The 25,386-nt window shown below is 64.0% G+C and carries 25 protein-coding genes; 7 read left to right on the top strand and 18 right to left on the bottom strand.

Features of this window, described 5'->3' with window-relative positions:
- The first annotated feature begins 30 nt into the window (after positions 1 to 30).
- Complete coding sequence (locus DPM35_RS10730; protein WP_112127760.1) at positions 31 to 1,104, top strand: 1-aminocyclopropane-1-carboxylate deaminase; 1,074 nt, start codon at positions 31 to 33, stop codon at positions 1,102 to 1,104.
- Positions 1,105 to 1,137: 33 nt separating this feature from the next.
- Here DPM35_RS10730 and DPM35_RS10725 read toward each other — a convergent pair whose 3' ends face one another.
- Together DPM35_RS10725 and DPM35_RS10720 are read right to left on the bottom strand one after the other, a co-directional pair.
- Positions 1,138 to 1,857, bottom strand: coding sequence for a hypothetical protein (locus DPM35_RS10725; RefSeq protein WP_112127275.1), 720 nt, complete (start codon positions 1,855 to 1,857; stop codon positions 1,138 to 1,140).
- Between the two features lie 4 nt (positions 1,858 to 1,861).
- A complete protein-coding gene (locus tag DPM35_RS10720) occupies positions 1,862 to 2,974 on the bottom strand; it encodes an endonuclease/exonuclease/phosphatase family protein (RefSeq protein WP_112127759.1) in 1,113 nt (370 codons plus the stop codon).
- A gap of 166 nt (positions 2,975 to 3,140) precedes the next feature.
- On the opposite strand from DPM35_RS10720, the gene DPM35_RS10715 reads away from it, so the two are divergent.
- Positions 3,141 to 3,719: a BA14K family protein gene (locus DPM35_RS10715; RefSeq protein WP_112127274.1), complete on the top strand. Its 579-nt coding sequence runs from the start codon at positions 3,141 to 3,143 to the stop codon at positions 3,717 to 3,719.
- 167 nt (positions 3,720 to 3,886) lie between these two features.
- Positions 3,887 to 4,171, top strand: coding sequence for a PilZ domain-containing protein (locus tag DPM35_RS10710; RefSeq protein ID WP_112127758.1), 285 nt, complete (start codon positions 3,887 to 3,889; stop codon positions 4,169 to 4,171).
- A gap of 18 nt (positions 4,172 to 4,189) precedes the next feature.
- On the opposite strand, the gene DPM35_RS10705 is transcribed toward DPM35_RS10710, so the two are convergent.
- The 4 genes from DPM35_RS10705 to DPM35_RS10690 form a co-directional block, all read right to left on the bottom strand.
- Complete coding sequence (locus tag DPM35_RS10705) at positions 4,190 to 4,462, bottom strand: hypothetical protein (RefSeq protein ID WP_112127273.1); 273 nt, start codon at positions 4,460 to 4,462, stop codon at positions 4,190 to 4,192.
- 344 nt (positions 4,463 to 4,806) lie between these two features.
- Entirely contained in the window at positions 4,807 to 5,826 is a 1,020-nt protein-coding gene (gene ilvC, locus DPM35_RS10700) for a ketol-acid reductoisomerase (protein WP_112127272.1), read from the bottom strand.
- Between the two features lie 24 nt (positions 5,827 to 5,850).
- The gene (locus tag DPM35_RS10695; RefSeq protein ID WP_245431495.1) at positions 5,851 to 6,516 is read right to left on the bottom strand and encodes a TetR/AcrR family transcriptional regulator; all 666 of its coding nucleotides are present in this window, start codon (positions 6,514 to 6,516) and stop codon (positions 5,851 to 5,853) included.
- A 117-nt stretch (positions 6,517 to 6,633) separates the two neighbouring features.
- Positions 6,634 to 7,089, bottom strand: coding sequence for a MarR family winged helix-turn-helix transcriptional regulator (locus DPM35_RS10690; protein WP_112127271.1), 456 nt, complete (start codon positions 7,087 to 7,089; stop codon positions 6,634 to 6,636).
- Between the two features lie 96 nt (positions 7,090 to 7,185).
- Between DPM35_RS10690 and DPM35_RS10685 the strand changes: the two genes are divergently transcribed.
- Both DPM35_RS10685 and DPM35_RS10680 read left to right on the top strand, forming a co-directional pair.
- Complete coding sequence (locus tag DPM35_RS10685; RefSeq protein WP_112127270.1) at positions 7,186 to 7,491, top strand: Rieske (2Fe-2S) protein; 306 nt, start codon at positions 7,186 to 7,188, stop codon at positions 7,489 to 7,491.
- Position 7,492: 1 nt separating this feature from the next.
- On the top strand, positions 7,493 to 8,212 hold the full coding sequence (locus tag DPM35_RS10680; RefSeq protein WP_181591987.1) for a glutathione S-transferase family protein: 720 nt from the start codon (positions 7,493 to 7,495) through the stop codon (positions 8,210 to 8,212).
- On the opposite strand, the gene DPM35_RS10675 is transcribed toward DPM35_RS10680, so the two are convergent.
- Positions 8,166 to 9,395: an FAD-dependent oxidoreductase gene (locus tag DPM35_RS10675; protein ID WP_112127268.1), complete on the bottom strand. Its 1,230-nt coding sequence runs from the start codon at positions 9,393 to 9,395 to the stop codon at positions 8,166 to 8,168. The genes DPM35_RS10680 and DPM35_RS10675 overlap by 47 nt on opposite strands.
- Before the next feature lie 73 nt (positions 9,396 to 9,468).
- The gene (locus DPM35_RS10670) at positions 9,469 to 9,879 is read right to left on the bottom strand and encodes a winged helix-turn-helix transcriptional regulator (RefSeq protein ID WP_112127267.1); all 411 of its coding nucleotides are present in this window, start codon (positions 9,877 to 9,879) and stop codon (positions 9,469 to 9,471) included.
- A gap of 269 nt (positions 9,880 to 10,148) precedes the next feature.
- Here DPM35_RS10670 and DPM35_RS10665 point away from each other — a divergent pair, with 269 nt between their 5' ends.
- On the top strand, positions 10,149 to 11,042 hold the full coding sequence (locus DPM35_RS10665) for an SDR family oxidoreductase (RefSeq protein WP_112127266.1): 894 nt from the start codon (positions 10,149 to 10,151) through the stop codon (positions 11,040 to 11,042).
- 36 nt (positions 11,043 to 11,078) lie between these two features.
- Here DPM35_RS10665 and DPM35_RS10660 read toward each other — a convergent pair whose 3' ends face one another.
- The 4 genes from DPM35_RS10660 to DPM35_RS10645 all read right to left on the bottom strand — a co-directional run bounded on the left by DPM35_RS10660 (position 11,079) and on the right by DPM35_RS10645 (position 17,015).
- A complete protein-coding gene (locus tag DPM35_RS10660; RefSeq protein WP_112127265.1) occupies positions 11,079 to 12,119 on the bottom strand; it encodes an SDR family oxidoreductase in 1,041 nt (346 codons plus the stop codon).
- An 84-nt stretch (positions 12,120 to 12,203) separates the two neighbouring features.
- Positions 12,204 to 14,126: a potassium transporter Kup gene (locus DPM35_RS10655; RefSeq protein ID WP_112127264.1), complete on the bottom strand. Its 1,923-nt coding sequence runs from the start codon at positions 14,124 to 14,126 to the stop codon at positions 12,204 to 12,206.
- A gap of 148 nt (positions 14,127 to 14,274) precedes the next feature.
- Complete coding sequence (locus DPM35_RS10650; protein ID WP_112127263.1) at positions 14,275 to 16,188, bottom strand: potassium transporter Kup; 1,914 nt, start codon at positions 16,186 to 16,188, stop codon at positions 14,275 to 14,277.
- Between the two features lie 86 nt (positions 16,189 to 16,274).
- Positions 16,275 to 17,015, bottom strand: coding sequence for a pyridoxine 5'-phosphate synthase (locus tag DPM35_RS10645; RefSeq protein WP_112127262.1), 741 nt, complete (start codon positions 17,013 to 17,015; stop codon positions 16,275 to 16,277).
- Between the two features lie 109 nt (positions 17,016 to 17,124).
- On the opposite strand from DPM35_RS10645, the gene DPM35_RS10640 reads away from it, so the two are divergent.
- Positions 17,125 to 17,523 carry a SpoIIAA family protein gene (locus tag DPM35_RS10640; RefSeq protein WP_112127261.1) on the top strand — a complete coding sequence of 133 codons (399 nt, stop codon included), beginning with the start codon at positions 17,125 to 17,127 and terminating at the stop codon, positions 17,521 to 17,523.
- Positions 17,524 to 17,661: 138 nt separating this feature from the next.
- On the opposite strand, the gene DPM35_RS10635 is transcribed toward DPM35_RS10640, so the two are convergent.
- From DPM35_RS10635 to DPM35_RS10610, 6 genes are all read right to left on the bottom strand, one after another.
- A complete protein-coding gene (locus DPM35_RS10635) occupies positions 17,662 to 18,789 on the bottom strand; it encodes an ATP-dependent DNA helicase (protein WP_112127756.1) in 1,128 nt (375 codons plus the stop codon).
- Positions 18,790 to 18,922: 133 nt separating this feature from the next.
- On the bottom strand, positions 18,923 to 19,273 hold the full coding sequence (locus DPM35_RS10630) for a nitrile hydratase accessory protein (RefSeq protein WP_112127260.1): 351 nt from the start codon (positions 19,271 to 19,273) through the stop codon (positions 18,923 to 18,925).
- A complete protein-coding gene (nthB, locus tag DPM35_RS10625; protein WP_112127259.1) occupies positions 19,260 to 19,919 on the bottom strand; it encodes a nitrile hydratase subunit beta in 660 nt (219 codons plus the stop codon). The genes DPM35_RS10630 and nthB overlap by 14 nt, the downstream gene beginning before the upstream one ends.
- Positions 19,916 to 20,533, bottom strand: coding sequence for a nitrile hydratase subunit alpha (nthA, locus tag DPM35_RS10620; protein WP_112127258.1), 618 nt, complete (start codon positions 20,531 to 20,533; stop codon positions 19,916 to 19,918). Before nthA ends, nthB begins: the two co-directional genes overlap by 4 nt.
- Before the next feature lie 146 nt (positions 20,534 to 20,679).
- Positions 20,680 to 23,829, bottom strand: coding sequence for an efflux RND transporter permease subunit (locus tag DPM35_RS10615; RefSeq protein ID WP_112127257.1), 3,150 nt, complete (start codon positions 23,827 to 23,829; stop codon positions 20,680 to 20,682).
- Positions 23,826 to 25,127 carry an efflux RND transporter periplasmic adaptor subunit gene (locus DPM35_RS10610; protein WP_112127256.1) on the bottom strand — a complete coding sequence of 434 codons (1,302 nt, stop codon included), beginning with the start codon at positions 25,125 to 25,127 and terminating at the stop codon, positions 23,826 to 23,828. The genes DPM35_RS10615 and DPM35_RS10610 overlap by 4 nt, the downstream gene beginning before the upstream one ends.
- Positions 25,128 to 25,386: the final 259 nt, after the last annotated feature.

Raw genomic sequence — 25,386 nt, 5'->3', positions numbered from 1 at the left:
TGAAAAACGACCATGGCGGAGGGCAGGTCAATGTCGCTTCTCGAGAAATTTGAACGCTATCCGCTGACCTTCGGACCGACACCGATCGAGCATCTGCCGCGTCTCAGCGCGGCGCTCGGCGGCAAGGTGCGGGTCTATGCAAAGCGTGACGACTGCAATTCCGGGCTGGCCATGGGCGGCAACAAGCTGCGCAAGCTCGAATACATCGTGCCCGATGCCATCGCGTCGGGCGCCGACACGCTGGTGTCGATCGGCGGAGTCCAGTCGAACCACACGCGCATGGTCGCCGCGACGGCCGCCAAGATCGGCATGAAATGCGTGGTGATCCAGGAGAAATGGGTGCCGCACTATGATGCGGTCTACGACCGGGTCGGCAATATCCTGCTGACGCGCCTGATGGGCGCCGACAGCCGGCTCGTCGACGACGGCTTCGACATCGGCATCCGCAAGAGCTGGCAGGATGCGATCCAGTCGGTGAAGGACGCTGGCGGCAGGCCCTACCCTATCCCCGCCGGCGCCTCGGTGCACAAGTTCGGCGGTCTCGGCTATGTAGGCTTTGCCGAGGAGGTCGCCAGGCAGGAGAGCGAGCTCGGCTTTGCCTTCGACTACGTCATCGTCTGCGTCGTGACCGGCTCGACCCAGGCCGGCATGATCGTCGGCTTCGCCGCGCAAAACCGCGCCGAGCGGGTGATCGGCATCGATGCCTCCGGCACGCTCGACCGGACCCGCGCGCAGGTTCGCCGCATCGTCGACGACACCGCCGCTCTCGTCGGGCTGGGCCGCGCCGTGCGCGAGGACGAAATCGTCATCAATCCCGACTATGCCTATCCGGCCTATGGCGTTCCATCGAACGAAACGAACGATGCAATCCGGCTGGCGGCCCGCACCGAGGCGATGATCACCGATCCGGTCTATGAGGGAAAGTCGATGCAGGGGCTGATCGACCTGACCAGGAAAGGCTTCTTCCCCAAAGGCTCGAGAATCCTCTATGCGCATCTTGGCGGCGCGCCGGCCATCAACGGCTACAGCTATTACTACAAGGACGACGACGCCCCTTGGAAAAGCGCGCCGCATGACGACACGCTGCCGCCGCTCTTTCCATAGGACGCTCACGCCAGCGCGGATGCCGCCGGGAGATCAGGAAACGGTGCCGCCGAAATGCCACTCGATCAGCGGCTTCATGTGCGGCATCAAGCCGTCGGGCAGGTCGGTGGCATTGCGGATGATGATCGGCCCCTCGATCTCCGGCTCGGCCTCGGCGGCGACGAAGGCGCTGATGCGCCGCGCCAGCTCGTCGGCCGTTTCGGCCACCCGGTAGCGGCGGAAGATCACCGTGCCACTCGCCGTCGACAGCGCGTGATAGCGCTGTCCGCGCTCAGCCTGCGACAGGTCGAGCCCTGTCTCCTCCCCCACCTCTCGGATCATGTTGAAATCGACGTCGACCATGCCGTCGCGGAAATCGATCGGCTCAAACGAGCCGGCGGCGAAATAAACTCGGCCGGCATTGACCGTATGCGACCCCATGCGGATCGCCACCAGCGCATTGTCGCCGGCGACCAGCATGGCGTGCGCATAGGCGTGCTCGGCGCCGGAATTCTCGCGTCGCTTGCGCCACAGCATGAAGGTCGAATAGTTGACCGCGTGGCAGCGGCCGACGAGGCGGCCATCCCGGTAGGCAAGCCCGGAAAGCAGCACCACCGTGCCATCGAACAGCGCCGGGTTGGTCGCCATTTCCTGCCGCCAGTTCTCGGCGATCGCCTCCGCATTGCTCAGCGCGAAGGGATGCGGCCCGGGATCGAGGCGGACGTCGATCGCGTCGACCGGCAGGATGACGTTGCGGGGCAGATCGAAACTCAAAGGGTCACGCCATGTCCAATGTGATCGCCACGGGGCAATGGTCCGATGCTTTCGGCCTGTCCCAGCCGGCGCGCGGGAAACGCTCGACTTCCTGGCCGGCCGGGAAGATGGTGCGCCAGGGCTGGCCGTTGCGGATGATGTCGGGCACGGCGGTCGCGTTCTTCGCCGCCAGGGCTTTCGAAAGGAGGATGTAATCGAGCTGGCAGAGATGCCGCTCGTCCGGGCCGCGCGTGTGGTAGAAGCTCCAGCGGTCCATTTCCGGCCGCCGCTCGACGACATTCTCGCAGAAGCCGCCGGCGGTCAGCACGTTGATCGAGGACTGGGCTTCATCGACAACCTCGAAGCGATAGCCGTCGAAGCTGTCGCCCTCGATCTTCACACGCTGCCGGTAATCGTTCATGTCGCCGCAGATCGCCCAGCGCTTGTCGGCGGCATGGTCCTTGCCGAAACGCTCCTCGATGATGCGGCGCACGGCCTGCGCTTCGGCCATGCGCAGCGGCATTGTCGCCTCGCGGCCGTCCAGCCCGTTGCGCGGCGAGCCCATCGACTTGAAATGCACGAGATAGAGTGTCAGCGGCACGCCGCCGACAATGAGGTCGACCTCCAGGCAGTCCCGGCGAAAGATGCGATCGCTGGCCACATGCCCGAGCGCCGCAAGCTCCGGCGTGAAGAGGCCGAACCGCTCGAACGTGACGTAGGCGTGGCTCGTCATGCGCACGAATTCGATCGGCTGGCCCTGCATGGTCTCGTTGCGCATCATCACCGCGACATCGATGCCGCGGGAGTCGTTGCCGGCCGTGGTGTATTTCTGCCGGTAGCCCTGCCCGATCATCTTGAACAGATAGCCGTACTCGAACGCCTTCAGCGCTTCGATATTGTCGACCTCCTGCATGCAGATGATATCCGCGCGGGTGGCCGCGATGGCGAGCGCCGTCAACTGGCGGGTGTCGTCGGACTGGGCGATCGCGCGGGCCTGTTCGAGAACCCGGTATTCGGCCTCGCTCTGGATGTCGAACAGCGCCAGCGTGCGGTCTTCATTGAGCTGGTTGCGATAGCCCGAGAAATCGAACCTGTTCATCAGGTTCTCGACATTGAAGGTGGCGAGCCGCAGCGACATGGCCGTGACCTTTGCCTGCAAGCGAGGGCGAAGACAAGAGCCAGGCTCGATGCTCGTTATGGTTGATGGAACCTTTCCGTTCATCTTCCGTTCAGACGGAAAGTTCCAACAATAACCCCATTTCCGGGTGCTCTGGGCGTGGGGCCTTTACTCCTTGGAGAGTGAAATGAAACCGCTCTTTTCTTCCTTCAGATCCGGGCTTTTGGCCCTAGGCCTCGTTGCCGGCGTGACTGCGCCGTCGGTCGCCGGCCCGATCCTGCAACCCGATCTTGGCGTCGCGACGAATTCCGCCGCCCCGACGATCATTCCCGTGCGCGACAGCTGGGCCGGCGGCAACAACAACGGCAACTTCCAGGATTGGCGTTGGCGTTATCGCGGCGGCGACTCTAGATGGCGCGGCGATCGGCACTTCTACCGCAACTGGGACGGCGGCAATTGGAATGGCGATGGCGACTGGCGCTGGCGGCATCGCCACCACCGGCACTTCCGTAGCGGCGACGCGGCACTGCTTGGGTTGGGTCTCGGCCTGGGCCTGGGCAGCTTGGCCTACAACAATTACTATGATCCCTACTACTACGACCCCTATCCGCGTTACGTTCAGCCGCGGCGCATCTACCGGACCGAGCGGCTTTCCAGGGCCCATGTCCAATGGTGCTATGACCGCTACCGGTCCTACCGGGCCTGGGACAACACGTTCCAGCCCAACTACGGCCCTCGCCGGCAGTGCATTTCGCCCTATATGTGAGCAGCCTGCTGGCTCAGAAACGGCGCCCTTCGCGGGCGCCGTTTTATTTTAGCGCAACCCTGTGCCGCCGCCGTGATAACCCTAAATTTATCGGCGACGCCTATTCATCCATGCCGGTGCTACACATGCCGATTCGCGGCGACAAATTCGCCAGAACGAACCCTGCAATGGCCGAAAACGAACTCAGAATCCAACGCCGCCAACGCGTCCTGAAGGGCGCGGCGATCCTGACCGGCATCAACAATTCCGAGGTGACGTGCACGGTCCGCAACATGCATTCGAACGGTGCGGAGTTGAAAGTGTCGATCGACGCGCGCGTGCCGGACGAATTCCTGCTCTATGTGCCGGTCGACGGCATCGGCTACAGGGCCGTGGTGCGCTGGCGTCGCGAGGACCGCATCGGCGTCGAGTTCACCGGCACCGAGCCCAAGCCACACTGGCACTACGGCTGAAGGGCTGATCGCGCCTTCTCAGGCGACGAATTGAACGCCGACCAGCCTCGCCGAGCGCCAGCGCACAAGCGCGGCACGCGCAGCGCCATTGACCACCAGTTCGAAGCCCTGCGGCACGCCGGTCGCATCGCCGAAGATCAGTTGCGCGCCGTGTTCGGACTCGTTGCGCACCAATCCTTCCACCGCTCCGAAGCCGCCGTTGAACCGCAAGGTCGCGCCCCTCAGCACGCGCCTGCGCCGCTCCATCCGGCGTTCGCCGGCAAATGCGGCGCCATTGTCCGTCGTTTCCATCGCCAGTCTCCCACCACGTTATGGGCCATGCGAAGCGAATCGCGTGCCAGCGTAGTCGTACCGGAATGAAACAGCCGGACGAAAAAAAGCCGGCGGATCGCTCCACCGGCTTGCAGCTTCGCGGCTGGAAGCTTGATGACAATTCGCCCTGCCGAGTCAGCTGGTGCGGGTTTCGAGAACCGGAGCGGAGCGGACATAAAGTCCGTGAGCACCGGAAGCGCAGAAACCTGCGGCAGATGGCCGGCAGGGTAGAATTGGCGCGAGCTTCCTAGTTCTTCGCCTTGTCGACCAGCGCGACCGCAGGGCAAAGCCCGAGGACGCGCCGGCAAAAGACGTGGATCGCCTTAGTTCTTGGCCTTGTCGACCAGCTTGTTCTTGGCGATCCACGGCATCATGGCGCGCAGCTTGGCGCCGACTTCCTCGATCTGGTGGCTGTCATTATTGCGGCGGATGCCCTTGAAGCGCGCCAGGCCGGCGCGGTATTCCTGCATCCACTCCGAGGTGAACTTGCCGGTCTGGATGTCCTTCAGAACGCGCTTCATCTCAGCCTTGGTGTCGGCGGTGATGATGCGCGGGCCCGAGACATACTCGCCCCATTCGGCGGTGTTCGAGATCGAGTAGTTCATGTTGGCGATACCGCCCTCATAGATCAGGTCGACGATCAGCTTCACTTCGTGCAGGCACTCGAAATAGGCCATTTCCGGCGCGTAGCCGGCTTCCACCAGCGTCTCGAAGCCGGCACGGATCAGTTCGACCAGGCCGCCGCACAGCACAACCTGCTCGCCGAACAGGTCGGTCTCGCATTCCTCGCGGAAATTGGTCTCGATGATGCCGGAGCGACCGCCGCCGACGCCGCAGGCATAGGAGAGCGCGAGGTCGAGCGCGTTGCCCGAAGCGTCCTGGTTGACGGCGACGAGGCACGGCACGCCGCCGCCCTTCTGGTATTCGCCGCGCACCGTGTGGCCCGGGCCCTTCGGCGCGATCATGACGACGTCAACCGAAGCCTTCGGCTCGATCAGGCCGAAATGCACGTTGAGGCCGTGCGCGAAGGCGATCGCGGCGCCGTCGCGGATGTTCGGCGCGATCTCTGATCTGTAGATGTCAGCCTGCAATTCGTCGGGCGTCGCCATCATCATCAGGTCGGCCCATTTGGCGGCGTCCGCCACGCTCATCACCTTGAGCCCGTCCGCCTCGACCTTCTTTGCGGTCGCCGAGCCGGCCTTCAGGCCGATGGCGATCTCCTTGACGCCGGAATCCTTGAGGTTGAGCGCATGCGCCCGGCCCTGGCTGCCATAGCCGATGATGGCGACCTTCTTGCCCTTGATGAGATTGAGATCGGCGTCACGATCGTAATAGACACGCATTTGGTGTTCCTTCCCTTTTGAAGATCAGAGGCTTTTAAGCCGGTTGTTTGCTCCGAAGAGAGCGAGAAACTGTTGCGTCGCGCGGCGGGCATCGCCGCCGATCGTCGCCTCAGTCAATTCCACCCGGTCGCCGAGCAGCAGACGGATCTGCACGTCGCGGCCGACCAGGCCGAAAAAGGTCCGGAACGCCGTCTCGGCGTCCTCGAAATCAAGCAGGCCCGCCTGCCGGCCGGCCTCAAGCACCGGCTTCAGCCGGCTGGCGAGCGCGAAGCGGCCATTCTGCAGCACGATGGCGCCGAGGTCATCCTTGCCGGAGCCGGCATGGCCGACCGCCACGCGGTTGAGCGCGATCGACGTATCGCTGGAGATCACCTTGAGCCAGTCAGAGGCGAAGCGTTGGAGGCTTGCCGTCAGTGACGCGAGGTCGAGACCCTTCCGATCGACCGGTGTCACGCGCACCTTGGAGGCCTGCCACTGCACCGTAGCATTGAGCAGTCCGTCGCGATCGCCGAACCATTTGTAGAGCGTTTCCTTGGAACAGCTGGCCCGCCGCGCCACCGCGGTCATGGTGAGGTTGTCACCCTCCTCGACCAGCAGGCGGAGCGCCGCATCCAGAACGGCCTGCTGGCGCTCCGTCGGCGTTTCGCTTCTGTCGATGTCGGCGCCTGCCTGCAGCACGATCTTTCCCATTCTTCCGGTCGCCCAGGGGCGTACCGTACGTTACGGTTCGGCTTATTGCGCATTCCGGTTTCCGATGCAAGGGGCAGCCGCGAAAAATGACCGGCGGAACAGCGAAGGGCTTGCCAGCTAATCGCTGGCCGGCGGGTCGCGCAGCCGTCCGAGCAGGCTGGCCAATGTCCTCAGGTCCTGGGCTGAAAGCCTGTCGCCCATCCGGTCGGCAATGCAAGCGCCATAGACCGCCCAGATGCGGCGGCGCATCTCCCGGCCGCTTGCCGTGATGCGAACGGTCTGCCCGCGGCCATCGTCGGCAACGGGCAGCTTTTCGACCAGGCCATCCGCCTCCAGCCGGGCCAGCAGCCGTGAGACGCCGTATTGCGCCAACAGCACGCGATCGATCAGCTCGAACGGCCTGAGCCCGCCCTCGCCCGCTTCGGCAAGCTCGTGCAGCACGTCATACCAAGCGAGCGGCGGCAGGCCGTTTGCTTTCAGCGCATCCTCGGTCCTTTCGATCAGTTGGCGCGAGACGCGCACGAGGCGCGCCCAGGCTGTGATGGCTTCTGGCGATGGCGATTTCTTCGTCATCGGCGCAGCCTAGTGGGTAGATGCAATTGCATCAAGCTTGACGATCAATGCATTTGCATCCATATAGATGCAATTGCATCAACAAGGAGTTCTCCGATGAAACATGAAATCTGCAAGATCGCCGATATCCCCCAGACCGGCAGCCTGATCGCGCCCTTTTTCGGCCGTGAGGTCCATGTCTGGCGCAGCGGCGAGCGCATCCGCGCCGCGGCCAATGTCTGCCTCCATTTCGGCGGACCGCTGGACTGCAAGGACGGCACGCTCGTCTGCCAATGGCATGGAGCGAAATTCGACATGGAAAGCGGCGAGCGTCTCGAAGGACCGGCGCCGAAAGGCTCGCGCCTGATGTTCCTGTCGACCCGCGTCGAGGATGACGCGCTCAACTATGTCTGGGGAGAGTGAGATGACCGCAAGACTGACCCTCGTCAGCCATCATTTGTGCCCCTATGTCCAGCGCGCCGCGATTGCGCTCGCCGAAAAAGGCGTGGCGTTCGAGCGGGTCAATGTCGACCTTGCCGACAAGCCGGATTGGTTCAGAGCCATCTCGCCGCTCGGCAAGGTGCCTCTGCTCCACGTCCGGCATGGCCACTCGGAGGAGGTGATTTTCGAATCCGCCGTCATCCTCGAATTCCTAGAGGAGACCGAGGCCAATCCCTTGCACCCTGCCGATCCGCTGGCGCGAGCCAGGCATCGCGCCTGGATCGAATTCGGCTCGGCCATCCTCAATGCCATAGGCCGCTTCTATTCCGCCGCCGACGAAGCCGCTTTCCTCCATGAAAGCAGGGGTTTGTCCGAGATGTTCGCGCGCCTGGAGGCCGAACTTGCCGCAAGGCAAAGCGGCCCGTGGTTCGCCGGCGAGCGTTTCTCGCTGGTCGATGCCGTCTATGGGCCGATCTTCCGCTATTTCGACAACTTCGACCGCATCGACGATTTCGGCATGCTCGACGGCAAGCCGCTCGTCCAGGCCTGGCGCGCGGCCTTGAGCAGGCGGCAATCGGTCAAGGAGGCGGTCGGCGCGGACTACCCGCGGCGGCTGCATGCCTTCCTCCGGGCCAAGGGATCCTATCTGTCCGGAATCATCCGGCTGCAGGCCACTGAAACTCCGCAAGTCCGATCCGCCTGAACGGGTCGATCACCGTTCCGGCGACCATGGCGGCGAGGAATTGCGGCCCCGGCGGAATCTTCGCCAGCGTCGCCACCATGCGGTCGCGGACAAAGGGCAACGCCGCGGAGTCCGACTGGTAGAACGGCGTCAGCGACAGTGACAGCGCCTGGAACACCCGCACATGCCAACGGCGGGCGCTGGCATAAGTCGCCAGCGCATCGTCGACGCTGTCCGCCCGCGCCAGCGCATGGCTGAGCGCGGCGGCGTCGAGCAGCGCCATGTTCGCGCCTTGCCCGAGCTGCGGACTGGTCGAATGCGCCGCATCGCCGATGACGGCAAGTCTTCGGCCGGCCGGCAGCCCCATCGTGTGGTGGCCGTAACGGGCGAGCGAGAGCTGCTCGAAACTGTCGATCTGGCTGGTGAATGCCTCGCATTCAGGCCACACCGAAACCACCCTCGCCTTCCATGCTTCGAGCCCCTCGGCCTTGATCCGCTCGGCATCGGTCGGCTTGAGGCTCCAGAAGAATGCCGCCATGTCTTGCGCGCCAGGCTCCGGCCGGCCGATCGGCAGCACGCCGACCATGATGCTTGCCTTGTCGTAGCGCTGCAGCAGCGCGCTTCTGTCAAAGCCGTTCCGCCAGCCGAGCGACGCCCAGAATGCGCCATAGGCGAGCGGGCGCGGCATGGCGGCATCGCCGAGATAGTGCCGCAGTTGCGAGCGCGCCCCGCTGGCATCGACGATCAGGTCGAACGGTCCGAGCCGCGTGCCATTGCCGCAGACCAGCGTCGCGCGCTCGGCCGTCTCCAGCGTCTCGACCGCGACATCGGTCTCGATGGCGATTTCCTCGCGCAAGGCGGCGCGGAAAAGCACGCCGAACAGCGCCGCCCGGTGGACCGCGAGGCCGAAGCGGCGGCCGCGCCGGGCATCGTAGCGGACTTCAAGCACCGTGCGTCCGCTCCTGGCATCGGTGCCGTGCAGCCGTTCGATGCGGCTGCCAAGCGAAAGAATCTCGTCGAGCAGGCCGAGGTCGGCGAGCACCGTCAGCCCGGTCGGCTGCAGGATGAGGCCGGAGCCGACGGGCTTCGGCGCATCGAAGCGCTCGAAGATGGTGACCTTGTGCCCCGCCCGCTTGAGATAGAGCGCCGCGGCCAATCCGGCCGGCCCGGCGCCGGCAATCGCGATGTCGTAGGATCTGCTCATTGCCCGCCCAAGCCAAGCCGGCCGGACAATCTCCCAACACAGCAGTCAAATCAAGCTGGCGCTTTGACGCCCGTCAGGCTTGAGCCGCATCGAAAGCGGCACGTGCCGCACGCACGGCGTCATGGTTGAGCTCGGCCCATTGGACCAGCATCTGCAGGGGCGCAAACATCGAGCGCCCGAGATCGGTCAGGCTGTATTCCACACTCGGCGGCTTGGTCGGGAACACCTCGCGATGCACGTAGCCGTCGCGCTGCAGATCGTAGAGCGTTTGCGTCAGCATGCGCTGCGAAATGTCGGGAACCAACCGGCGCAGCTCGCCGAAGCGATAAGGCTTCTCGGCCAGCGCCATGACCAGCAGCGAGCTCCATTTGCCGCTGATGCCCTGGATGACGTCGCGAACCGGGCAGTCGGCGAAATTGCCGCCGTTGGTCATCGCCTTATAGACCTCGAGCTTGGCTTTCAGATTGAAGATCTTGCTGTCCATCGCGACATCCGCTGATCGAAACTGAAGCATGTCTCCCGAAAGTGGGGACCGGTTCCGGGAGACATGCGTAAAAATCAAAAACCTAAAGCGCATGGAGCGAATTCGAAAGATCGCGACCCGCTTTAGGCCGGCCGGGTGGTTCCTTTGCCGTGCCTACCTCCCGAAAAACTGCCTTCTTTACGGCTTGAGGTCAATTCCTATTTTAGTGCTGGTCTCTTTTTGAGACCACCACTTGATCCGCCTCCGACACAATTTTAGGGACCCCTCCCATGACCGAAACCCTCCTCGTCACCGGCGCCTCCGGCCAACTCGGCCGCGCCGTAATCAACCACTTGCTGGACGCGCAAAAGGTGGCGCCCTCAAGCATCATCGCCGCCACCCGCAACCCCGAGAACCTTGCCGACCTTGCAGCGCGCGGCATTGCCGTCAGGGCCGCCGACTTCAATGACAGCGCCTCGCTGGAGAAGGCGTTCGCAGGCGCCGACCGGGTGCTGATCATCTCGACCAGTGACCTCGACCTCAAGACAGGCCGGCGTTTGAAACAGCATGAGACAGCAGTTGCTGCGGCCAAGGCAGTGGGCGTTTCGCATCTGCTTTACACCTCGATGCCCAATCCCGAGCCCGGCTCGCCCGTGCTCTTTGCCGGCGATCACTACGGCACCGAGCAGGCGATCAAGGCGAGCGGCATCCCCTACACCATCTTCCGCAACGGCTGGTATCAGGAGAACCTGTTCATGTCGCTGCCGCACGCCATTTCGTCGGGCAAGTGGTACACGTCGGCTGCCGACGGGCGCGTCGCCCACGGCGCGCGCGACGACATGGCGGCCGCCATCGCCGCCGGCCTTGCGTCCGGCTCCAAGGAAAGCCACATCTACACGCTGACTGGCCCGCAGGCCTACACCACGAAAGAGATCGCGGCGCTGGTAAGCGAGGTGACCGGCAAGCCGCTGGAGGTCATCCAACTGCCCGACCAGGCGTTGACCGAGGGCGTCAAGGCGGCAGGCGTTCCCGAAGACTTCGCCCGCATCATCGTCTCTTTCGATGTGAACACCCGCGCCGGCCGCATAGGCGAGGTGACCGATGCCGTCGAAAAACTCTCGGGCCGCACGCCGCGCACGCTGAAGCAGTTCCTCGAAGCGAACAAGGCTGCCCTGCTCGGCTGAAAACCGCCGCGCCTGAGAGGGCCTCTCAGGCGCGCTTCACTTCGATTTCTTCAGCAATCCAAGCTGGACCAGGCTTTGACCGGTCGCGACCAGCGCATCCTCGCGCGACCGCGGCGTCCAGCCAAGCAGGCGCATGGCCTTGGCGCTCGTCGCGTTCCTGGCTTTGCCCAGTTCCGTCACGATCTGCGCCGCCTGCCCGTCGAACAGCCCGACGATCCGGACCAGCCAATCCGGCAGCACTCTGGTCGTGATGCGCGATCCTGCGTTGCCGAGCCGCGCCTTCAGCGTCCGCGCAATCTCCAGCATCGTCATGAAATCGCCGCTGATGGCCAGGAATCGCTCGCCTTTGGCGGCAGGATTGGCCATGGCGCGCAGATGGAGGTCGGCGACGTCGCGCGCATCGACCACGCCGAACACCATGCGCGGCAGGCCAGGCATCTCGCCATCCATCAGGCGCCTGATGAAATCGGTCGACGTCGAATGATCCGGCCCCAGGACCGGTCCGAAGATGCCGACCGGATTGACCACGGCCAGTTCCAGTGCGCCGCCTTGGGTGGCAATGAAATCCCACGCCGCCCGCTCGGCCAGCGTCTTCGATTTCACATAGGCGCTCACCTTCTCGTTCAGATCGGTCCAGTTCTCCTCCGTGAACGGATGGCCGGGAATCGGCGCTTGGCCATAGCCGACAGCGGCAAAGGACGAGGTGAGCACGACACGTTCGACGCCGGCGTCGCGCGCGGCGCGCAGCACCCGCAACGCCCCTTCCCTGGCCGGGACGATCAGGTCGTCCTCACGCTTCGGCACGCCCGGCGGAAAAGGCGAAGCAACGTGAAGGACGTACCGGCATCCGGCGACCGCTTCGGGCCAGCCCGTGTCGCTCATGAGGTCGGCATGGGCGAAGGAAAGCGCATCGCCCGGTTCGGCGCCGCCGACTTTCAGCATCGCAAGAACATCGGCCTCGCGCCTGCCCGAGCGCACCGTGGTGCGCACGCGGTAGCCAGCGTTCAGAAGGGCGAGGATGCAGTGAGCACCAAGAAAGCCGGACCCGCCGGTCACAAGCACCAACTCGCCGCTCATGCCCCGCCCCTTTCGAGAGCAATCCCTGGAAAACTGCGTCTTCCGTCCGGAATTTCGTGACGTCAGCCTGTGCGGCGCAGTCTGTCAGATCGCGACCTGCGTGCCAATCTCCACCACGCGTCCGGTCGGGATTTGGAAATACTCCGTCGCGTCCGCCGCCGTTTTGGCCAGGCCGATGAAGAGCCGGTCCTGCCAGATCGGCATGCCGGAATTGGGTGAGGCCTTCAGCGAGCGCCGCGACAGGAAGAAAGAAGTCGTCATGATGTCGAACTTCCAGCCCTGCTTGCGGCAGATGGCCAGCGCCCGCGGAATGTTGGGCTGCTCCATGTAGCCGAAGGTCAGCGTCACGCGCATGAACAGCTCGTTGACCGTCTCCAGCTTGACGCGCTCGCTGTCCGGCACGACCGGCTGCGGCGCCGTCACCACCGAGAGGATGACGTTTTTCTCGTGCAGCACCTTGTAGTGTTTCAAGCTGTGCATCAGCGCCGTCGGCGCGCTCAGCGGGTCGCTGGTCAGGAACACGGCGGTGCCTGAGACCAGCTGCGGCTTCTTCTTCAACAGGTTCGCCGCCAGGAAATCGAGCGGGATCTCGTTGCGACGCGTCTTGTCGAACAGGTAACGGCTGCCGCGCACCCAGGTCCACATGCCCAGGATGATGGCGAAGGCGACCGCGAGCGAGGCCCAGCCGCCCTCGAACACCTTGACGATGTTGGAGGCAAAGAAGCCGATATCGATCAGCGCGAACATCGCCGTCAGGGCCGCCGCCAGCCAGATGTTCCATTTCCAGATGCGCGTCATGACGATGAACAGCAGCGTCGTCGTCACCAGCATGTTGCCGGTGACCGAGATGCCGTAAGCCGAGGCGAGCTTGCTGGATTCACCGAAACCGACCACCAGCAGCATCACCACCAGCGCGATCAGCATGTTGACGCGGGGCATGTAGACCTGGCCGGACTGCTTTTCGGACGTATGGAGGATTTCGAGCCGCGGCAGCATGTTGAGCTGCACGGCCTGCCGGGTCAGCGAATAGGCGCCGGAGATCACCGCCTGGCTGGCGATGACTGTCGCCGCCGCCGCCAGCACCACCATCGGGATCAGCGCCCAGCCCTCGTTCATCTCGAAAAACGGGTGACCGACCGTGCCGCCCTTGGCGAGCACATACGCGCCCTGCCCGGCATAGTTCAAAAGCAGGCAGGGAAACACGATCGCAAGCCAGGCCAGGACGATCGGCTTGCGGCCGAAATGGCCGAGGTCGGCGTAGAGCGCTTCGGCGCCGGTGACGGCCAGAAACACCGCGCCGACAGTGACAAAAGACACGTCAGGCGAATTGATGAAGAAGGCCACGATGTAATGTGGGCTTATCGCCCACAGGATTTCCGGATCCGCGATGATGTGCTTCAGCCCGGAAAGGCCGATGGCGAGAAACCAGACTGCCGTCACCGGGCCGAAAACGAGGCCCACGCCGCCGGTACCGAAGCGCTGGACCGCAAACAGCATCGCAAGGATCAAGAGCGTCAGCGGCACGACATAGGGCTGGAAGGCAGGCGTGACGACATTCATGCCTTCGACCGCCGAAAGCACGGAAATGGCGGGCGTGATGACCGCGTCGCCGAAGAACAGCGATGCGCCGACGATGCCGATGCCGAGCACGATCGCCGAGCGTGTCGGGAAAGTTCCGCGCGCCAGCGCCATCAGGGACAGCACGCCGCCCTCGCCGCGGTTGTCGGCGCGCAGCACGAACATGATGTACTTTACGGTGACCGTTATGGTCAGCGACCAGACGATCAGCGACAGCACGCCCAGAATGTCGGCGCGATTGGCGACGTCGCCGCCCGAGGAGGCATGCAGCGCCTCGCGAAACGCGTAGATCGGGCTGGTGCCGATGTCGCCGTAGACGACGCCGAGCGCTCCCAGCATCAGCACCTTAGTGCTATGCTGCGCGATTTCCGCGTGGCTCGATTGGTCGGCGGGTTCTGCGTCTGCACCACCACCATTGGCAAGGGCCATGGACGACACTCCGATAAAACGCGCGGTGCTCTACGCTTGCTGCAGTGCAATATCAAGTGCCCTGACGTGAGGGCTCCCATGCCGCCGGTGCACGGGTTTCGGTGTACGGAACGGCCGGACCTCTTCATCCAGCAGCAAATCGGTTTCGTCAGATCGCAACCTGCGTGCCGATCTCGACCACGCGTCCGGTGGGAATCTGGAAATACTCCGTGGCATCCGCAGCCGAGCGCGCCAGGCTGATGAACAGCCGGTCCTGCCAGACCGGCATGCCGGAGTTGGGTGAAGCCTTTAGCGAGCGCCGCGACAGAAAGAAGGACGTCGTCATGATGTCGAACTTCCAGCCCTGCTTGCGGCAGATGGCCAGCGCACGCGGAATGTTGGGCTGCTCCATATAGCCGAAGGTCAGCGTCACGCGCATGAACAGCTCGTTGACCGTCTCCAGCTTGACGCGCTCGCTGTCGGGCACCACCGGCTGAGGAGCCGTCACCACGGAGAGGATGACGTTCTTCTCGTGCAGCACCTTGTAGTGTTTCAAGCTGTGCATCAGCGCCGTCGGCGCGCTCAGCGGGTCGCTGGTCAGGAACACGGCGGTGCCTGAGACGAGCTGCGGCTTCTTCTTCAACAGGTTCGCCGCCAGGAAATCGAGCGGGATCTCGTTTCGACGCGTCTTGTCGAACAGGTAACGGCTGCCGCGGATCCAGGTCCACATGGCCAGCCCCATGATCGAGGCCACCGTGATCGACACCCAGCCGCCCTCGACGATCTTGACGACATTGGCCGAGAAGAAGCCGAGATCGATGACGCCGAACAGCATCGCCAGCGCCAGTGCCAGCGCCAGCTGCCATTTCCAGAGCCAACGCATGACGACGAACAGAAGCACCGTCGTCATCAGCATCTCGCCCGTCACCGAAATGCCGTAAGCGGAGGCAAGCGCGCTTGAGCTGCCGAAGCCGACGACCAGAAGCATCACGCCGAGCGCGACCAAAAGATTGACCCTTGGCATATAGATCTGGCCGCTCTGCATCTCGGACGTATGCTGCACTTCGATGCGGGGCAGCAGGTTGAGCTGCACGGCTTGCCTGGTCAGCGAGAAGGCGCCGGAGATCACCGCCTGGCTGGCGATGACCGTGGCGGCTGTCGCCAGACCCACCATCGGCATCAGCGCCCATTCGGGCAGCATCTGGAAGAACGGGTTGGTGGGCTTGCCGCCATGCGAGAGCACGAAGGCGCCCTGCCCGAAATAATTCAGGAGCAGGCAAGGGAAGACGATTGCGAACCAGGCCATCACGATCGGCTTGCGGCCGAAATGGCCGAGGTCGACATAGAGCGCCTCGGCGCCGGTCACCGCCAGGAACACGGCGCCGACGGTGACGAAGGCGCCTGTCGGCGTGGTGGCGAGATAGTAGATCGCGTAGTACGGATTGATCGCCAGAAAGACGGATGGATCGTCGACGATGTGGTAGACGCCGGCCGCGCCGATCGCCGCGAACCATGTCGCCGTCACCGGCCCGAACACCGCCGCCACCTTGCCGGTGCCGAAGCGCTGCACGGCGAAGAGCACCGCAAGGATGATCAGCGTGATCGGCACCACGAAGGCATCGAGCGCCGGCGTGACGACTTCCAGGCCTTCGACCGCCGACAGCACCGATATCGCCGGGGTGATGATTGAATCGCCGAAGAACAGCGACGCGCCGCAAAGGCCGATCACCAGGATGAGCTTGGAACCCGGCGGGTAGGCGCTGCGCGCCAGCGCCATCAGCGACAGCGTGCCGCCCTCGCCCTTGTTGTCGGCCCTGAGCACGAAGGCGACATATTTGATCGTGACGATGATGGTGAGCGCCCAGACGATCAGCGACAGCACGCCCAGCACATCGTGGCGGGCGACAGAGCTCGATGAGGCATGCAGCGCCTCGCGAAAGGCGTAGATCGGGCTCGTGCCGATGTCGCCATAGACGACGCCCAGCGCGCCAAGCATGAGCACCTTGGTGCTGTGCTGACGATCGGTTTCGGCATGGCCCGAGCGTTCGAGGGACTCCGTTTCGCTGGCGTTGGCTAGCACCATGAACCCCGCTTCACCGGATACATCACGCTCCGAGGTCGCCGCGACGCGCGAGACGCACCAAGATTGCCGAAACTACCCAAAGTCCCCTACCATCCGCAGGCCTTCAAGAACCGCCCGACAGTGCCTGCCATGCCATACTCCAGCGCATCCGCTGTCAACCCATGTCCGATCGACACTTCGGCCAATGCCGGGATGCGTTTGGCCAGTGCCGGCAGGTTCTCTACAGTCAGATCGTGGCCGGCGTTGACGCCAAGCCCGGCCGCGAATGCGGCATCCGCGGTTTTTCCCAGTCTTTCCAGTTCCTTCGCCGCCTTTTCGGAATCGGAATGAAAGCCGCCATAGGGACCGGTATAGAGTTCGATGCGGTCGGCGCCTGTATCGCGAGCCGCATTGACCCCGTCCGGATCCGCATCGGAAAACAGCGACACGCGGAAGCCGCCCTTCTTCAATCGCTTGACGATCGGAGTGAGGAACGCCGCCTGGGCGACGAAGTTCCAGCCGTGGTCGGAGGTTGCCTGCGCCGGGTCGTCCGGTACCAGCGTCACCTGTTCGGGCTGGTTCTTCTCGACAAGGGCCAGGAAATCCTCGGTCGGATAGCCCTCGATGTTGAATTCCGCCTTGGGGAATTCGTCGTCGATCAGCGCCCTGATCTCCGGCAGGTCGGAATGCCTTGTGTGCCGCTCGTCGGGCCTGGGATGCACCGTCAGCCCGTGCGCGCCGGCGGCAAGGGCGATGCGGCCAAGTCCGGTGACGCTCGGCCACGGCAGGTCGCGGCGGTTGCGCAGCATGGCGACGGCGTTGAGATTGACCGAAAGCTTGGCGGGCATGAGCTGGGGTCCAGTGGGTCGGCGGGCATCTATACCGCCTTTGACGGGAACAGATAGGGGGTTTCGCGTGTTCCAGGGGATAGTTGGAGGCTAAGATGAGGATTTGCCAGTGAATTTCCTCGAGGCGGTGCCGGCGATCCGACGCATCGAGACCAACCGCGACGCGCTTTTCGCCATCGATGTCGTCGGCGATGTCTCGCCGGCCGATGCGGAAAACCTGTTCGGACTGCTGGAAGCCGCCTACGCGCTGCATCCGAGGATCGACGTGCTGATCAGGCTGACCGACTCGGAAAGCGTCGACTGGGCCAATATCAAGCAAGACACGCTCCGGCAGGGCATGGCCGACGCGATGGAACATGTCGTGCGCTGCGCCGTCATCGGCGAGCCGAGTTGGGCCTCCCTTGTCGCCGGCGTCTTCCCGAAAACGCTGCCTTTCGAAGTCAGACGCTTCGATCTCGACGATGAGGAAGCCGCCTGGCAGTGGCTTGGCGCAAGACCGACGGATTAGGGCTGTTGAGATTCAGGTCAGGCCGAGTCGAAAATGGTGGTTTCCGAGAACCGGAGCGGAGCGTACATGAAGTACGTGAGCACCGGAAGCGCGGGAAACCGCCATTTGCAGGCCGGCCTCACCTGAATCTCAACAGCCCTAGCGAACGATCGTCAGCCGTTCGGCGGCACGGGTGATCGCCGTATAGAGCCAGCGCTGCCTTGTTTCCTTGAAGGCCCAGCTCTCGTCGAACAGCACGACCTCGTTCCACTGCGAGCCCTGCGCCTTGTGGACGGTCAGCGCATAGCCATAATCGAAATCGTCGAAGCGCTTCTTCTGCTGCCAGGGGATCTCGGCATCCGGATCCTCGAAGGCCGCCTTGAGCAGCTTGATCTTGGCGACGCCGCGGTCGGGATCGTCCTCTTCCGGTGAGACCAGAAGGTTGATGCCGGGCTTCACCGTCTCGCGCGAGGAGGTCATCACCTTCCACAGCGAGCCGTTGAGCAGCCCCTTGGCCGGGTCGTTGCGCAGGCAGACCAGCTTGTCGCCGGCCTGCGGAAAGTCGGCGTTGAAACCCTTCAGCTCGCGCAGCCTTTGATTGTAGCGACGGCGCGTGCGGTTGGTGCCGACCAGGACCTGGTCGGCCTTGAGCACCAGATCCTGGTTGACGCCGTCCCTGCCGATCACCTGCGCCGTGCCATAATCACCATGCATGAATTCCCGGCCCTCGCGCACGTCGAGCGCCAGCCGGATGATCGGGTTGTCGCGCGCCTGGCGGTGGATTTCGGTCAAAAGCACATCAGGCTCATGCTCGGTGAAGAAGCCGCCACCCGAGATCGGCGGCAGCTGCGCCGGATCGCCCAGCACCAGGATCGGCGTGCCGAAGCTCTGCAGGTCGCGGCCGAGCTGCTCGTCGACCATCGAGCATTCGTCGATGACGACGAGCTTGGCGCGCGCGATCGGGCTTTGCCGATTGAGCGAAAAGGTCGGCGACATCGAGGTCTTCCCCGTCACCTCGTCCTCGACCGATTCCTCGCCCTTGGGCCTATAGATCAGCGAATGGATGGTGCGGGCGTTGGTCGCGCCCTTCGAGCGCAGCACCTGCGCCGCCTTGCCGGTGAAGGCGGCGAACTGCACCTGGCCGTCGACATGCTCGGCAAAATAGCGCGCCAGCGTCGTCTTGCCGGTGCCGGCATAGCCGAACAGCCGGAAGACCTGCGGCCGGCCCTCCTTGAGCCAGCGGCCAACCGCCTTCAAAGCCTCGTCCTGTTGGGGAGAAAATTCCATCAGTGCGACAGACCGGATTCGCAAGCGAAAGACAAGATTGGCCGCCATACCGACCGTGTCAGTGGCAATCACAAGCGCCTCCGACAAGTCAGGCTATCAGCCGCAAACTAGAACGTAAAGAGAACAAGACAACCTATCGCCTTGCGCGCGGATCATTCTCCAGCAGGATCGGCTTGCCATGAGGCGTGGCGTGCGCGGCGCGTTCCCAGGCGGCGGCGAGTTCATCGACCTCGCACTTGCCGGCGATCCCCTTCCGGGACAAAAGCGTTTCCAGCGCCGCCAGCCAATGCTCGTAGTAATCGTGGCCATCGCTCGCCGCGCCAGGCTTCTTCACTTCGGCCGCGAGAGCCTCCGCCCACTCGCTCCAGGAAAACAGGCCCTTGTCGTGCAGTGCCACCGTCAGCGCGAAGGCTTCGGCCTGCCACGGCTCGGCGAAGACGGGCTCGTCGAATCCTGCCGGCAAGGCGCCATCATGCCGGCTCAAGATAGCTCTCCCAGGCGTCGATCGAGACAGTCAGCGTCGGGTCGGCGCCCTCGCCCCAGATTTCGGCGCCGTCGAACACCACGGTGTAGACCCATTGCGGGTTCTCGCCCCGGCCGTGCGCATTGCTGTCGGGGAAGACAAAACCATCCCGCACCGCCTCGATCGTGCCGTTCTTGCCGCGGGCATAGCGTGGCAGGCGCGTATGGCCGGTCGGGTTGAAATTCTTGGTCCGCACCCGGTCGCCCGCGCGAAAGCGCGCCGGCGTGGCGACCGGCCGGTCGCACGGACCGCCCTTGGCAAGCACGGCCGGCACGTCGGCAGCCTTCAGCACTCTCTTCGGCGTCGCGGCCGCATCGACCGCCTTGCCGGCGGCAAGGTCGCGCTCCGTGACGAAGCCGTGGCGTTTCAGGAGCGTTTCCAGCGCCTTGATCCAGATCTGGTAGTAGCTCGACGAATAATAGTCGGCGGGATGCAGCGATTCCCGCGCATGCCGGCTTTCGTCGATATTCCAGGCGCCCATGCCGCCGGCGGTGAGCGTCACGCCAAGCGCCCGCTTTTCCCATGCGGCGTGGAAATAGGGCTCGTCCTTCTCGGGCGCGACAGGCCCGAAACCCATCTGCCCACCGAGATCCTGCGGCCCGTTCATGCCGGCTCCCCTTGCGGCTCTCTGGCCAGCGCCGTGCCGATCATCGCGTCCCGGCTGACCAGTTCGGCGAGCTGCTCCTCGCTCCAGCCCTCGGTGCCGTTCGGCCGCATCGGCACCACGAGATAGCGAAGCTCGGCGGTGGAATCCCACACGCGGATCTTCTTATCCTTAGGCAGCGTCAGCCCGAACTCCTCGAGCACGCCGCGCGGATCGATCACCGCCCGCGAGCGGTAAGGCGGCGCCTTGTACCAGACCGGCGGCAGGCCGAGCACCGACCATGGATAGCAGGAGCAGAGCGTGCAGACGACGAGGTTGTGCGTCTCCTCGGTGTTGAACACCGCCTGCATATGCTCGCCCTGGCGGCCGGTATAGGAGAGCGATTCGATCGCGGCGGTGGCGTCGCGCTTCAGCCAGTCGGCATAGGCCGGATCGTTCCAGGCCTTCGCCACCACACGCGCGCCGTTGCGCGGGCCGATCTTCGTCTCGTAGGTATCGACGATGACGTCGATCGCGGCCGGATCGATCAGGCCTTTCTGGGTCAGGATCGTTTCCAGAGCGCGCACGCGCGCCGCGAACGGATCGAGCTCGTTGTCGTGGTCATGATCGTGGGTCATGACGGCAGACTAGGATCGGCTGCCTTTGGCCGCAAGCGCGGCGCCTTGGGCCAGTGGAACTGGAGCGAAACTGAGGCTTCGCTCCAGGTTTGTTTTCTGAGGCATGATCTTGTCCGAAAAGTCTGCAACTTTTCGGGATCGTGCTCCTACTCGGCCGCCACCTTCTTCGGCTCTGCCTCGCCGTCGAACAGCGAGCCCTGCTCGCCGCTTTCCACCACACGCAGCGCCGGCTGGTTTCGTCTCGAGGAGAAGCCGAGCAGCCAGCCGGAGAAATTCTCGAAATAGACGTAGATCACCGGTGTGACGAACAACGTCAGCGCCTGCGAGGCGAGCAGGCCGCCGACCACCGCGACGCCGAGCGGCTGGCGCAATTCGGCGCTGGCGCCGGTGCCGAGCGCGATCGGGAACGTGCCCATGAGCGCGGCCAGCGTCGTCATCATGATCGGCCGGAAACGCATCAGGCAGGCCTTGTGGATGGACTCCTTCGCCGACATGCCCTGTCGCCTGAGCTCCAGCGCGACGTCGACCATCATGATGCCGTTCTTCTTGACGATGCCGATCAGCATCAGGATGCCGATCACCGCGATCACCGAAAGATCCATGCCGGCAAAGCGCAAGGCCACCACCGCGCCCAGCACCGCCGACGGCAGACCGGTGAGGATGGTGAGCGGATGGATGAAGCTCTCATAGAGCATGCCGAGCACGATGTAGATCGTCAGGATGGCGCCGCCGATCAGCAAGCCCTGGTTGGCCAGCGAATCCTGGAAGGTCTTGGCTGTACCGGCAAAGCTCGTCGCGATCGCTGTCGGCACGCCGATCTGTTCCTTAAGCTGGTCGATGCGGGTCACCGTGTCGCCGAGCGACACGCCCTGCGGCAAATTGTAGGAGATCGTCACCGCCGGCAGCTGTCCAAGCTGGTTGACCGTCAAGGCACCGGCCGTGCGGTCGACACGGGCGAAGGCGCCAAGCGGCACCAGGCTGCCGCTCGCCGTCCTCACCTGGATGGCCAGCATGTGTTCGGGCGACCACTCGATCTTGGGATCGAGCTCGGTGATGACTTGATAGCTGTCGGCCGAACCGAAGATCGTCGAGACCTGGTCGGTGCCGAAGCCGCCATAGAGGGCCGAACGCAGCGTGCTGGTGTCGATGCCGAGCTGGGCTGCCTTGTCGCGGTCGACCACCAGCGACGCCTGCAAGGCGTTGTTCTGCAAATCGCTGGTGACGTCGGCGAAGTTCGTATGGTCAGCCGCCATCGCGTCGTTCAGCTTCTGCGCCCAGATATCGGTCTGGCGGGTATCGAGGCCCTGGACCACAAGCTGATAGGCGCTGGCCGACGAACGCGAGCCCAGTCGCAGGTTTTGGACCGGCTGCATATAGGTCTCGATACCCGCCACGCCGGCGAGCTGGCGCCTCAGATCCGCAAGCACCTTCTCGATGTTGGGACGCTGGTCCTTGCCCTTGAGCTGGACGAAGAGCTGCCCCTGGTTGAGCGCGTTGTTGCCGCTGCCCGCCGACCACGCCACATGGTCGACATAGGGCGACTTCGAGAACACGCTGGCCACTTGGCCCTGCAGCTTCGCCATGGCGTCGAACGAGATGTCCTGGCGCGCGATGGTGGTCACCGAGATCTGGCCGATGTCCTCCTGCGGGAAGAAGCCCTTCGGAGACACCTGGATCACCCACACCGACGCCGCGGCAGTGGTGATGAAGACCAGGAAGATCAGGAAGGTGTGGCGCAGGCAGAAGCTCAAGAGCCAGTCATAGGCGCGGGTGACCATGTCATGCCTGCCGGCGCCATGCGCCTCGCGATCCGCCTTCGTCACCGACAACAGGCGCGAGCAAAGCATCGGCGTCAGCGTCAGCGAAACGAACATCGAGGCCAGGATGGCGACGGTCACCACGACGGCGAATTCGTTGAAGATGCGGCCGATGACGCCGCCCATCAAAAGCACGGGAATGAACACCGCCACCAGCGAGATCGAGATCGAGATGATGGTGAAGCCGATCTCGCGCGCGCCCTTCAGCGAGGCGTCGAAGGCCGATAGCCCGTCCTCCTCCATGTGGCGGAAGATGTTTTCGAGCATGACGATGGCATCGTCGACGACGAGGCCGACGGCCAAGGTCAGTCCCATCAGCGAGATGTTGTCGATGGAAAAGCCGAACAGGAACATCGCGCCGAGCGTGGCGATCAGCGAGATCGGCACGGCCACCGCCGGAATGACCGTCGCCGTCACCCTGCGCAGGAACACGAAGATCACCATCACGACGAGCGCGATGGTCAACAGCAGCGTGAACTGAACGTCGTCGACGGCTTGGCGGATCGAGGTCGAGCGGTCGTTGAGCAGCTTGATCTGGGCGGCGGCCGGCATCTGGTCCTGGAAGGACGGCAGCATCGCCTTGACCTTGTCGACGACGTCGACGGTGTTGGCGTCGGGCTGACGCTGCACGGCCATGATGATCGCGCGCGTGCCGTCGTACCAGCTCGCCGTCGTGGTGGTCTGCACGGAATCGACGACGCGCGTCACCTCGCCCAGCCGCACCGGGTGGCCGTTCTTGGTGGCGATGATGAGGTTGGAGAAACCGGCGGCGTCGGTAAGCTGCGTGTTGGCGGTGATCGTCAGCTGCTGCTTGTTGTTCTGCAGCACGCCGAGCGGGGTGTTGCTGTTGGCGGAGGCGACGGCCGCCTGCAGTTGGTCGATGGAGATGCCGCGCGCGGCAAGCGCCGTCGGATCGATCTGGATGCGCACCGCGTATTTCTGCTGGCCGAAGATCGACACCTGGGCCACGCCGTCGATGGTCGACAGCGAAGGCGAGATGACGTTCTCGGCGAAGGCGTCGAGATCGGTCAGCGGGACCGTGTCGCTGACCAGCGACATCAGGAGGATCGGCGCATCGGCGGGATTGACCTTGCGATAGCTTGGCGGCGAGGTCATTTCCGGTGGCAGCGATCTTTGCGTGCGCGCGATCGCCGCCTGCACGTCGGCGGCCGCCGCATCGATATCGCGGTTCAGCACGAACTGGATGGCGATCGAGGTCTGGCCGAGCGAATTGGTGGTCGAGATCGAATCGATGCCGGCGATCGTCGCGAATTGCTTGATCAGCGGTGTGGCCACCGATGTCGCCATCGTCTCCGGCGACGCGCCGGGCAGGTTGGCCGAAACATTGACCACCGGAAATTCGGCGCTGGGCAGCGCCGCCACCGGCAGGAACTTATAGGCAAAAATACCGCCCAGAATGAGGGCGAACGACATCAGCAGCGTGGCGACGGGCCTGCGAATGCAGAATTCGGAGATCATTGGGCAGCCCCGCCGGCCTTGTCTGCCTCAGCGACCTTGGCTGATGCCTGATCACCGGATCCGGCAGCCTTGCCTTCATGCACCGCCGCGCCGTTTTTCAATCGCGTCTGGCCTTCGACGACGACCTTCTCGCCGCTCTTGAGACCATCGCTGATGGCGCTGTTTTGCCCCTCCGTCAGCGCCACCTGCACCGGACGCATCTCTACCGTGTTGTCCGGCTTGACGACATAGACGAAGGGCCCCTTCTGGCTGGGCTGCACCGCGACCGTCGGAACCGACGTCATGTGCGGCATCGTGCCGGCATCGAGCACCACATTCACATATTGCCCCGGCCATAGCGAAAGATCCGGGTTCGGGATGCTGGCCCGCGTGGCGATGGTGCCGGAAGCGGTATCGACGCTGGAATCGACGAAGTCGAGCGTGCCCTTGCCGATGGGCGTGGGGTCGCCGTTCTTGGTCAGCGTCACGTCGCCTTGCTGCGGGTCGGCGAGCGCCTTGTGCAACAGGGCAAGGTTGCTTTCCGGCAGCGTGAAATTCACCTGCAGCGGGTCCATCTGCGTGATGGTGACAAGCGGTGTCGAGTTGCCCGAGTTGCCGTTGCTGGTGGTCACGAGATCGCCCACCGATACGTTGACGGCGCCCAGCCGGCCCGAGATCGGCGCCGTGATCGTTGCATAGCTCAATTGCACGGTATCGGCTTCGATCGTCGCCTTGTCGGCATCGATCGTCGCGGCCGCGGCTTTCTGTGCCGCCAGCGCCTGGTCGTAGGTCTGCTGGGTGCCGGCCTGCTTGGCGACCAGGTCCTTGGCGCGCTGCAGGTCGGCTTGGGCGCTCACCAGCATCGCCTGGTCCTTGGTGAGCTGCGCCTGATCCTTGGCGAGTTGCGCCTTCAGCGCGCGGTCGTCGAGCTGGAATAACACGTCGCCAGGCTTGACCATCTGACCGTCCTTGACGTCGATGGAAACGATCTGGCTGGAAACCCGGGCATTGATGTTTACCACCGATGGGGATGAGACAAAGCCGATGGCATAGCGACGTATCGGGAAATCGGCGGTGGTCGCGACGGCGGAGACGATCGAGGCGGAACGCGGCCCGCCGCCTTTCGCATCGTCGCCTTTCGCATTGTCCGAGGCGCCGGCCGCCTTGTCGCCCCTCGCCGTCTTGTCCGCGGCGGTCACGTCAGCCTGCTTGCCCGAAATCAGCTGCTGGACCTTGGTCAACGTCGTCGGCGAATAGTAGAGCCCGGCGCCTGCCAGACAGGCGGCCGCCACAACTGCAAAGGCGATTTTTCCGCGCATCGACAAACAGGCCCTCTATCCGACACGCCGATCCCGGTGGTCCATCCTAGCTCGATCCACGGTCTTTCGCCGCGAATTTCGCCGAATAGATAGGACACGGCTTTGGCGGAAAAGGGCCAAAACGCGGCATTACGAAGATTTAATGTGCACTGCACAAAAGCTGGGCAGCCGGCTAACACGGCTGTTAGCAGCTCCTTGGGCGATCCGAAAAGCTGCCCACATGTGTTGAGATTCAGGTCAGGCCGAGGCGATTGGTCCA

This window comes from Mesorhizobium atlanticum (genome assembly GCF_003289965.1).
GTDB lineage: Bacteria > Pseudomonadota > Alphaproteobacteria > Rhizobiales > Rhizobiaceae > Mesorhizobium > Mesorhizobium atlanticum.
The sequence above is the reverse complement of the archived record's forward strand: the minus strand, read 5'-3'. Positions and strand labels throughout refer to the sequence as shown.

Excerpts from the sequence above, each read along its gene's own strand:
- ilvC (WP_112127272.1), bottom strand. The coding sequence starts at position 5,826 with ATGCGTGTCTATTACGATCGTGACGCCGATCTCAATCTCATCAAGGGC.
- DPM35_RS10675 (WP_112127268.1), bottom strand. The coding sequence starts at position 9,395 with ATGAGCAGATCCTACGACATCGCGATTGCCGGCGCCGGGCCGGCCGGA.
- DPM35_RS10730 (WP_112127760.1), top strand. The coding sequence starts at position 31 with ATGTCGCTTCTCGAGAAATTTGAACGCTATCCGCTGACCTTCGGACCG.
- DPM35_RS10710 (WP_112127758.1), top strand. The coding sequence starts at position 3,887 with ATGGCCGAAAACGAACTCAGAATCCAACGCCGCCAACGCGTCCTGAAG.
- nthA (WP_112127258.1), bottom strand. The coding sequence starts at position 20,533 with ATGACCCACGATCATGACCACGACAACGAGCTCGATCCGTTCGCGGCG.
- DPM35_RS10635 (WP_112127756.1), bottom strand. The coding sequence starts at position 18,789 with ATGGAATTTTCTCCCCAACAGGACGAGGCTTTGAAGGCGGTTGGCCGC.
- DPM35_RS10660 (WP_112127265.1), bottom strand. The coding sequence starts at position 12,119 with ATGAGCGGCGAGTTGGTGCTTGTGACCGGCGGGTCCGGCTTTCTTGGT.
- nthB (WP_112127259.1), bottom strand. The coding sequence starts at position 19,919 with ATGAACGGGCCGCAGGATCTCGGTGGGCAGATGGGTTTCGGGCCTGTC.
- DPM35_RS10665 (WP_112127266.1), top strand. The coding sequence starts at position 10,149 with ATGACCGAAACCCTCCTCGTCACCGGCGCCTCCGGCCAACTCGGCCGC.
- DPM35_RS10655 (WP_112127264.1), bottom strand. The coding sequence starts at position 14,126 with ATGGCCCTTGCCAATGGTGGTGGTGCAGACGCAGAACCCGCCGACCAA.
- DPM35_RS10695 (WP_245431495.1), bottom strand. The coding sequence starts at position 6,516 with ATGGGAAAGATCGTGCTGCAGGCAGGCGCCGACATCGACAGAAGCGAA.
- DPM35_RS10680 (WP_181591987.1), top strand. The coding sequence starts at position 7,493 with ATGACCGCAAGACTGACCCTCGTCAGCCATCATTTGTGCCCCTATGTC.
- DPM35_RS10690 (WP_112127271.1), bottom strand. The coding sequence starts at position 7,089 with ATGACGAAGAAATCGCCATCGCCAGAAGCCATCACAGCCTGGGCGCGC.
- DPM35_RS10685 (WP_112127270.1), top strand. The coding sequence starts at position 7,186 with ATGAAACATGAAATCTGCAAGATCGCCGATATCCCCCAGACCGGCAGC.
- DPM35_RS10650 (WP_112127263.1), bottom strand. The coding sequence starts at position 16,188 with ATGGTGCTAGCCAACGCCAGCGAAACGGAGTCCCTCGAACGCTCGGGC.
- DPM35_RS10670 (WP_112127267.1), bottom strand. The coding sequence starts at position 9,879 with ATGGACAGCAAGATCTTCAATCTGAAAGCCAAGCTCGAGGTCTATAAG.
- DPM35_RS10715 (WP_112127274.1), top strand. The coding sequence starts at position 3,141 with ATGAAACCGCTCTTTTCTTCCTTCAGATCCGGGCTTTTGGCCCTAGGC.
- DPM35_RS10615 (WP_112127257.1), bottom strand. The coding sequence starts at position 23,829 with ATGATCTCCGAATTCTGCATTCGCAGGCCCGTCGCCACGCTGCTGATG.
- DPM35_RS10610 (WP_112127256.1), bottom strand. The coding sequence starts at position 25,127 with ATGCGCGGAAAAATCGCCTTTGCAGTTGTGGCGGCCGCCTGTCTGGCA.
- DPM35_RS10720 (WP_112127759.1), bottom strand. The coding sequence starts at position 2,974 with ATGTCGCTGCGGCTCGCCACCTTCAATGTCGAGAACCTGATGAACAGG.
- DPM35_RS10705 (WP_112127273.1), bottom strand. The coding sequence starts at position 4,462 with ATGGAAACGACGGACAATGGCGCCGCATTTGCCGGCGAACGCCGGATG.
- DPM35_RS10645 (WP_112127262.1), bottom strand. The coding sequence starts at position 17,015 with ATGCCCGCCAAGCTTTCGGTCAATCTCAACGCCGTCGCCATGCTGCGC.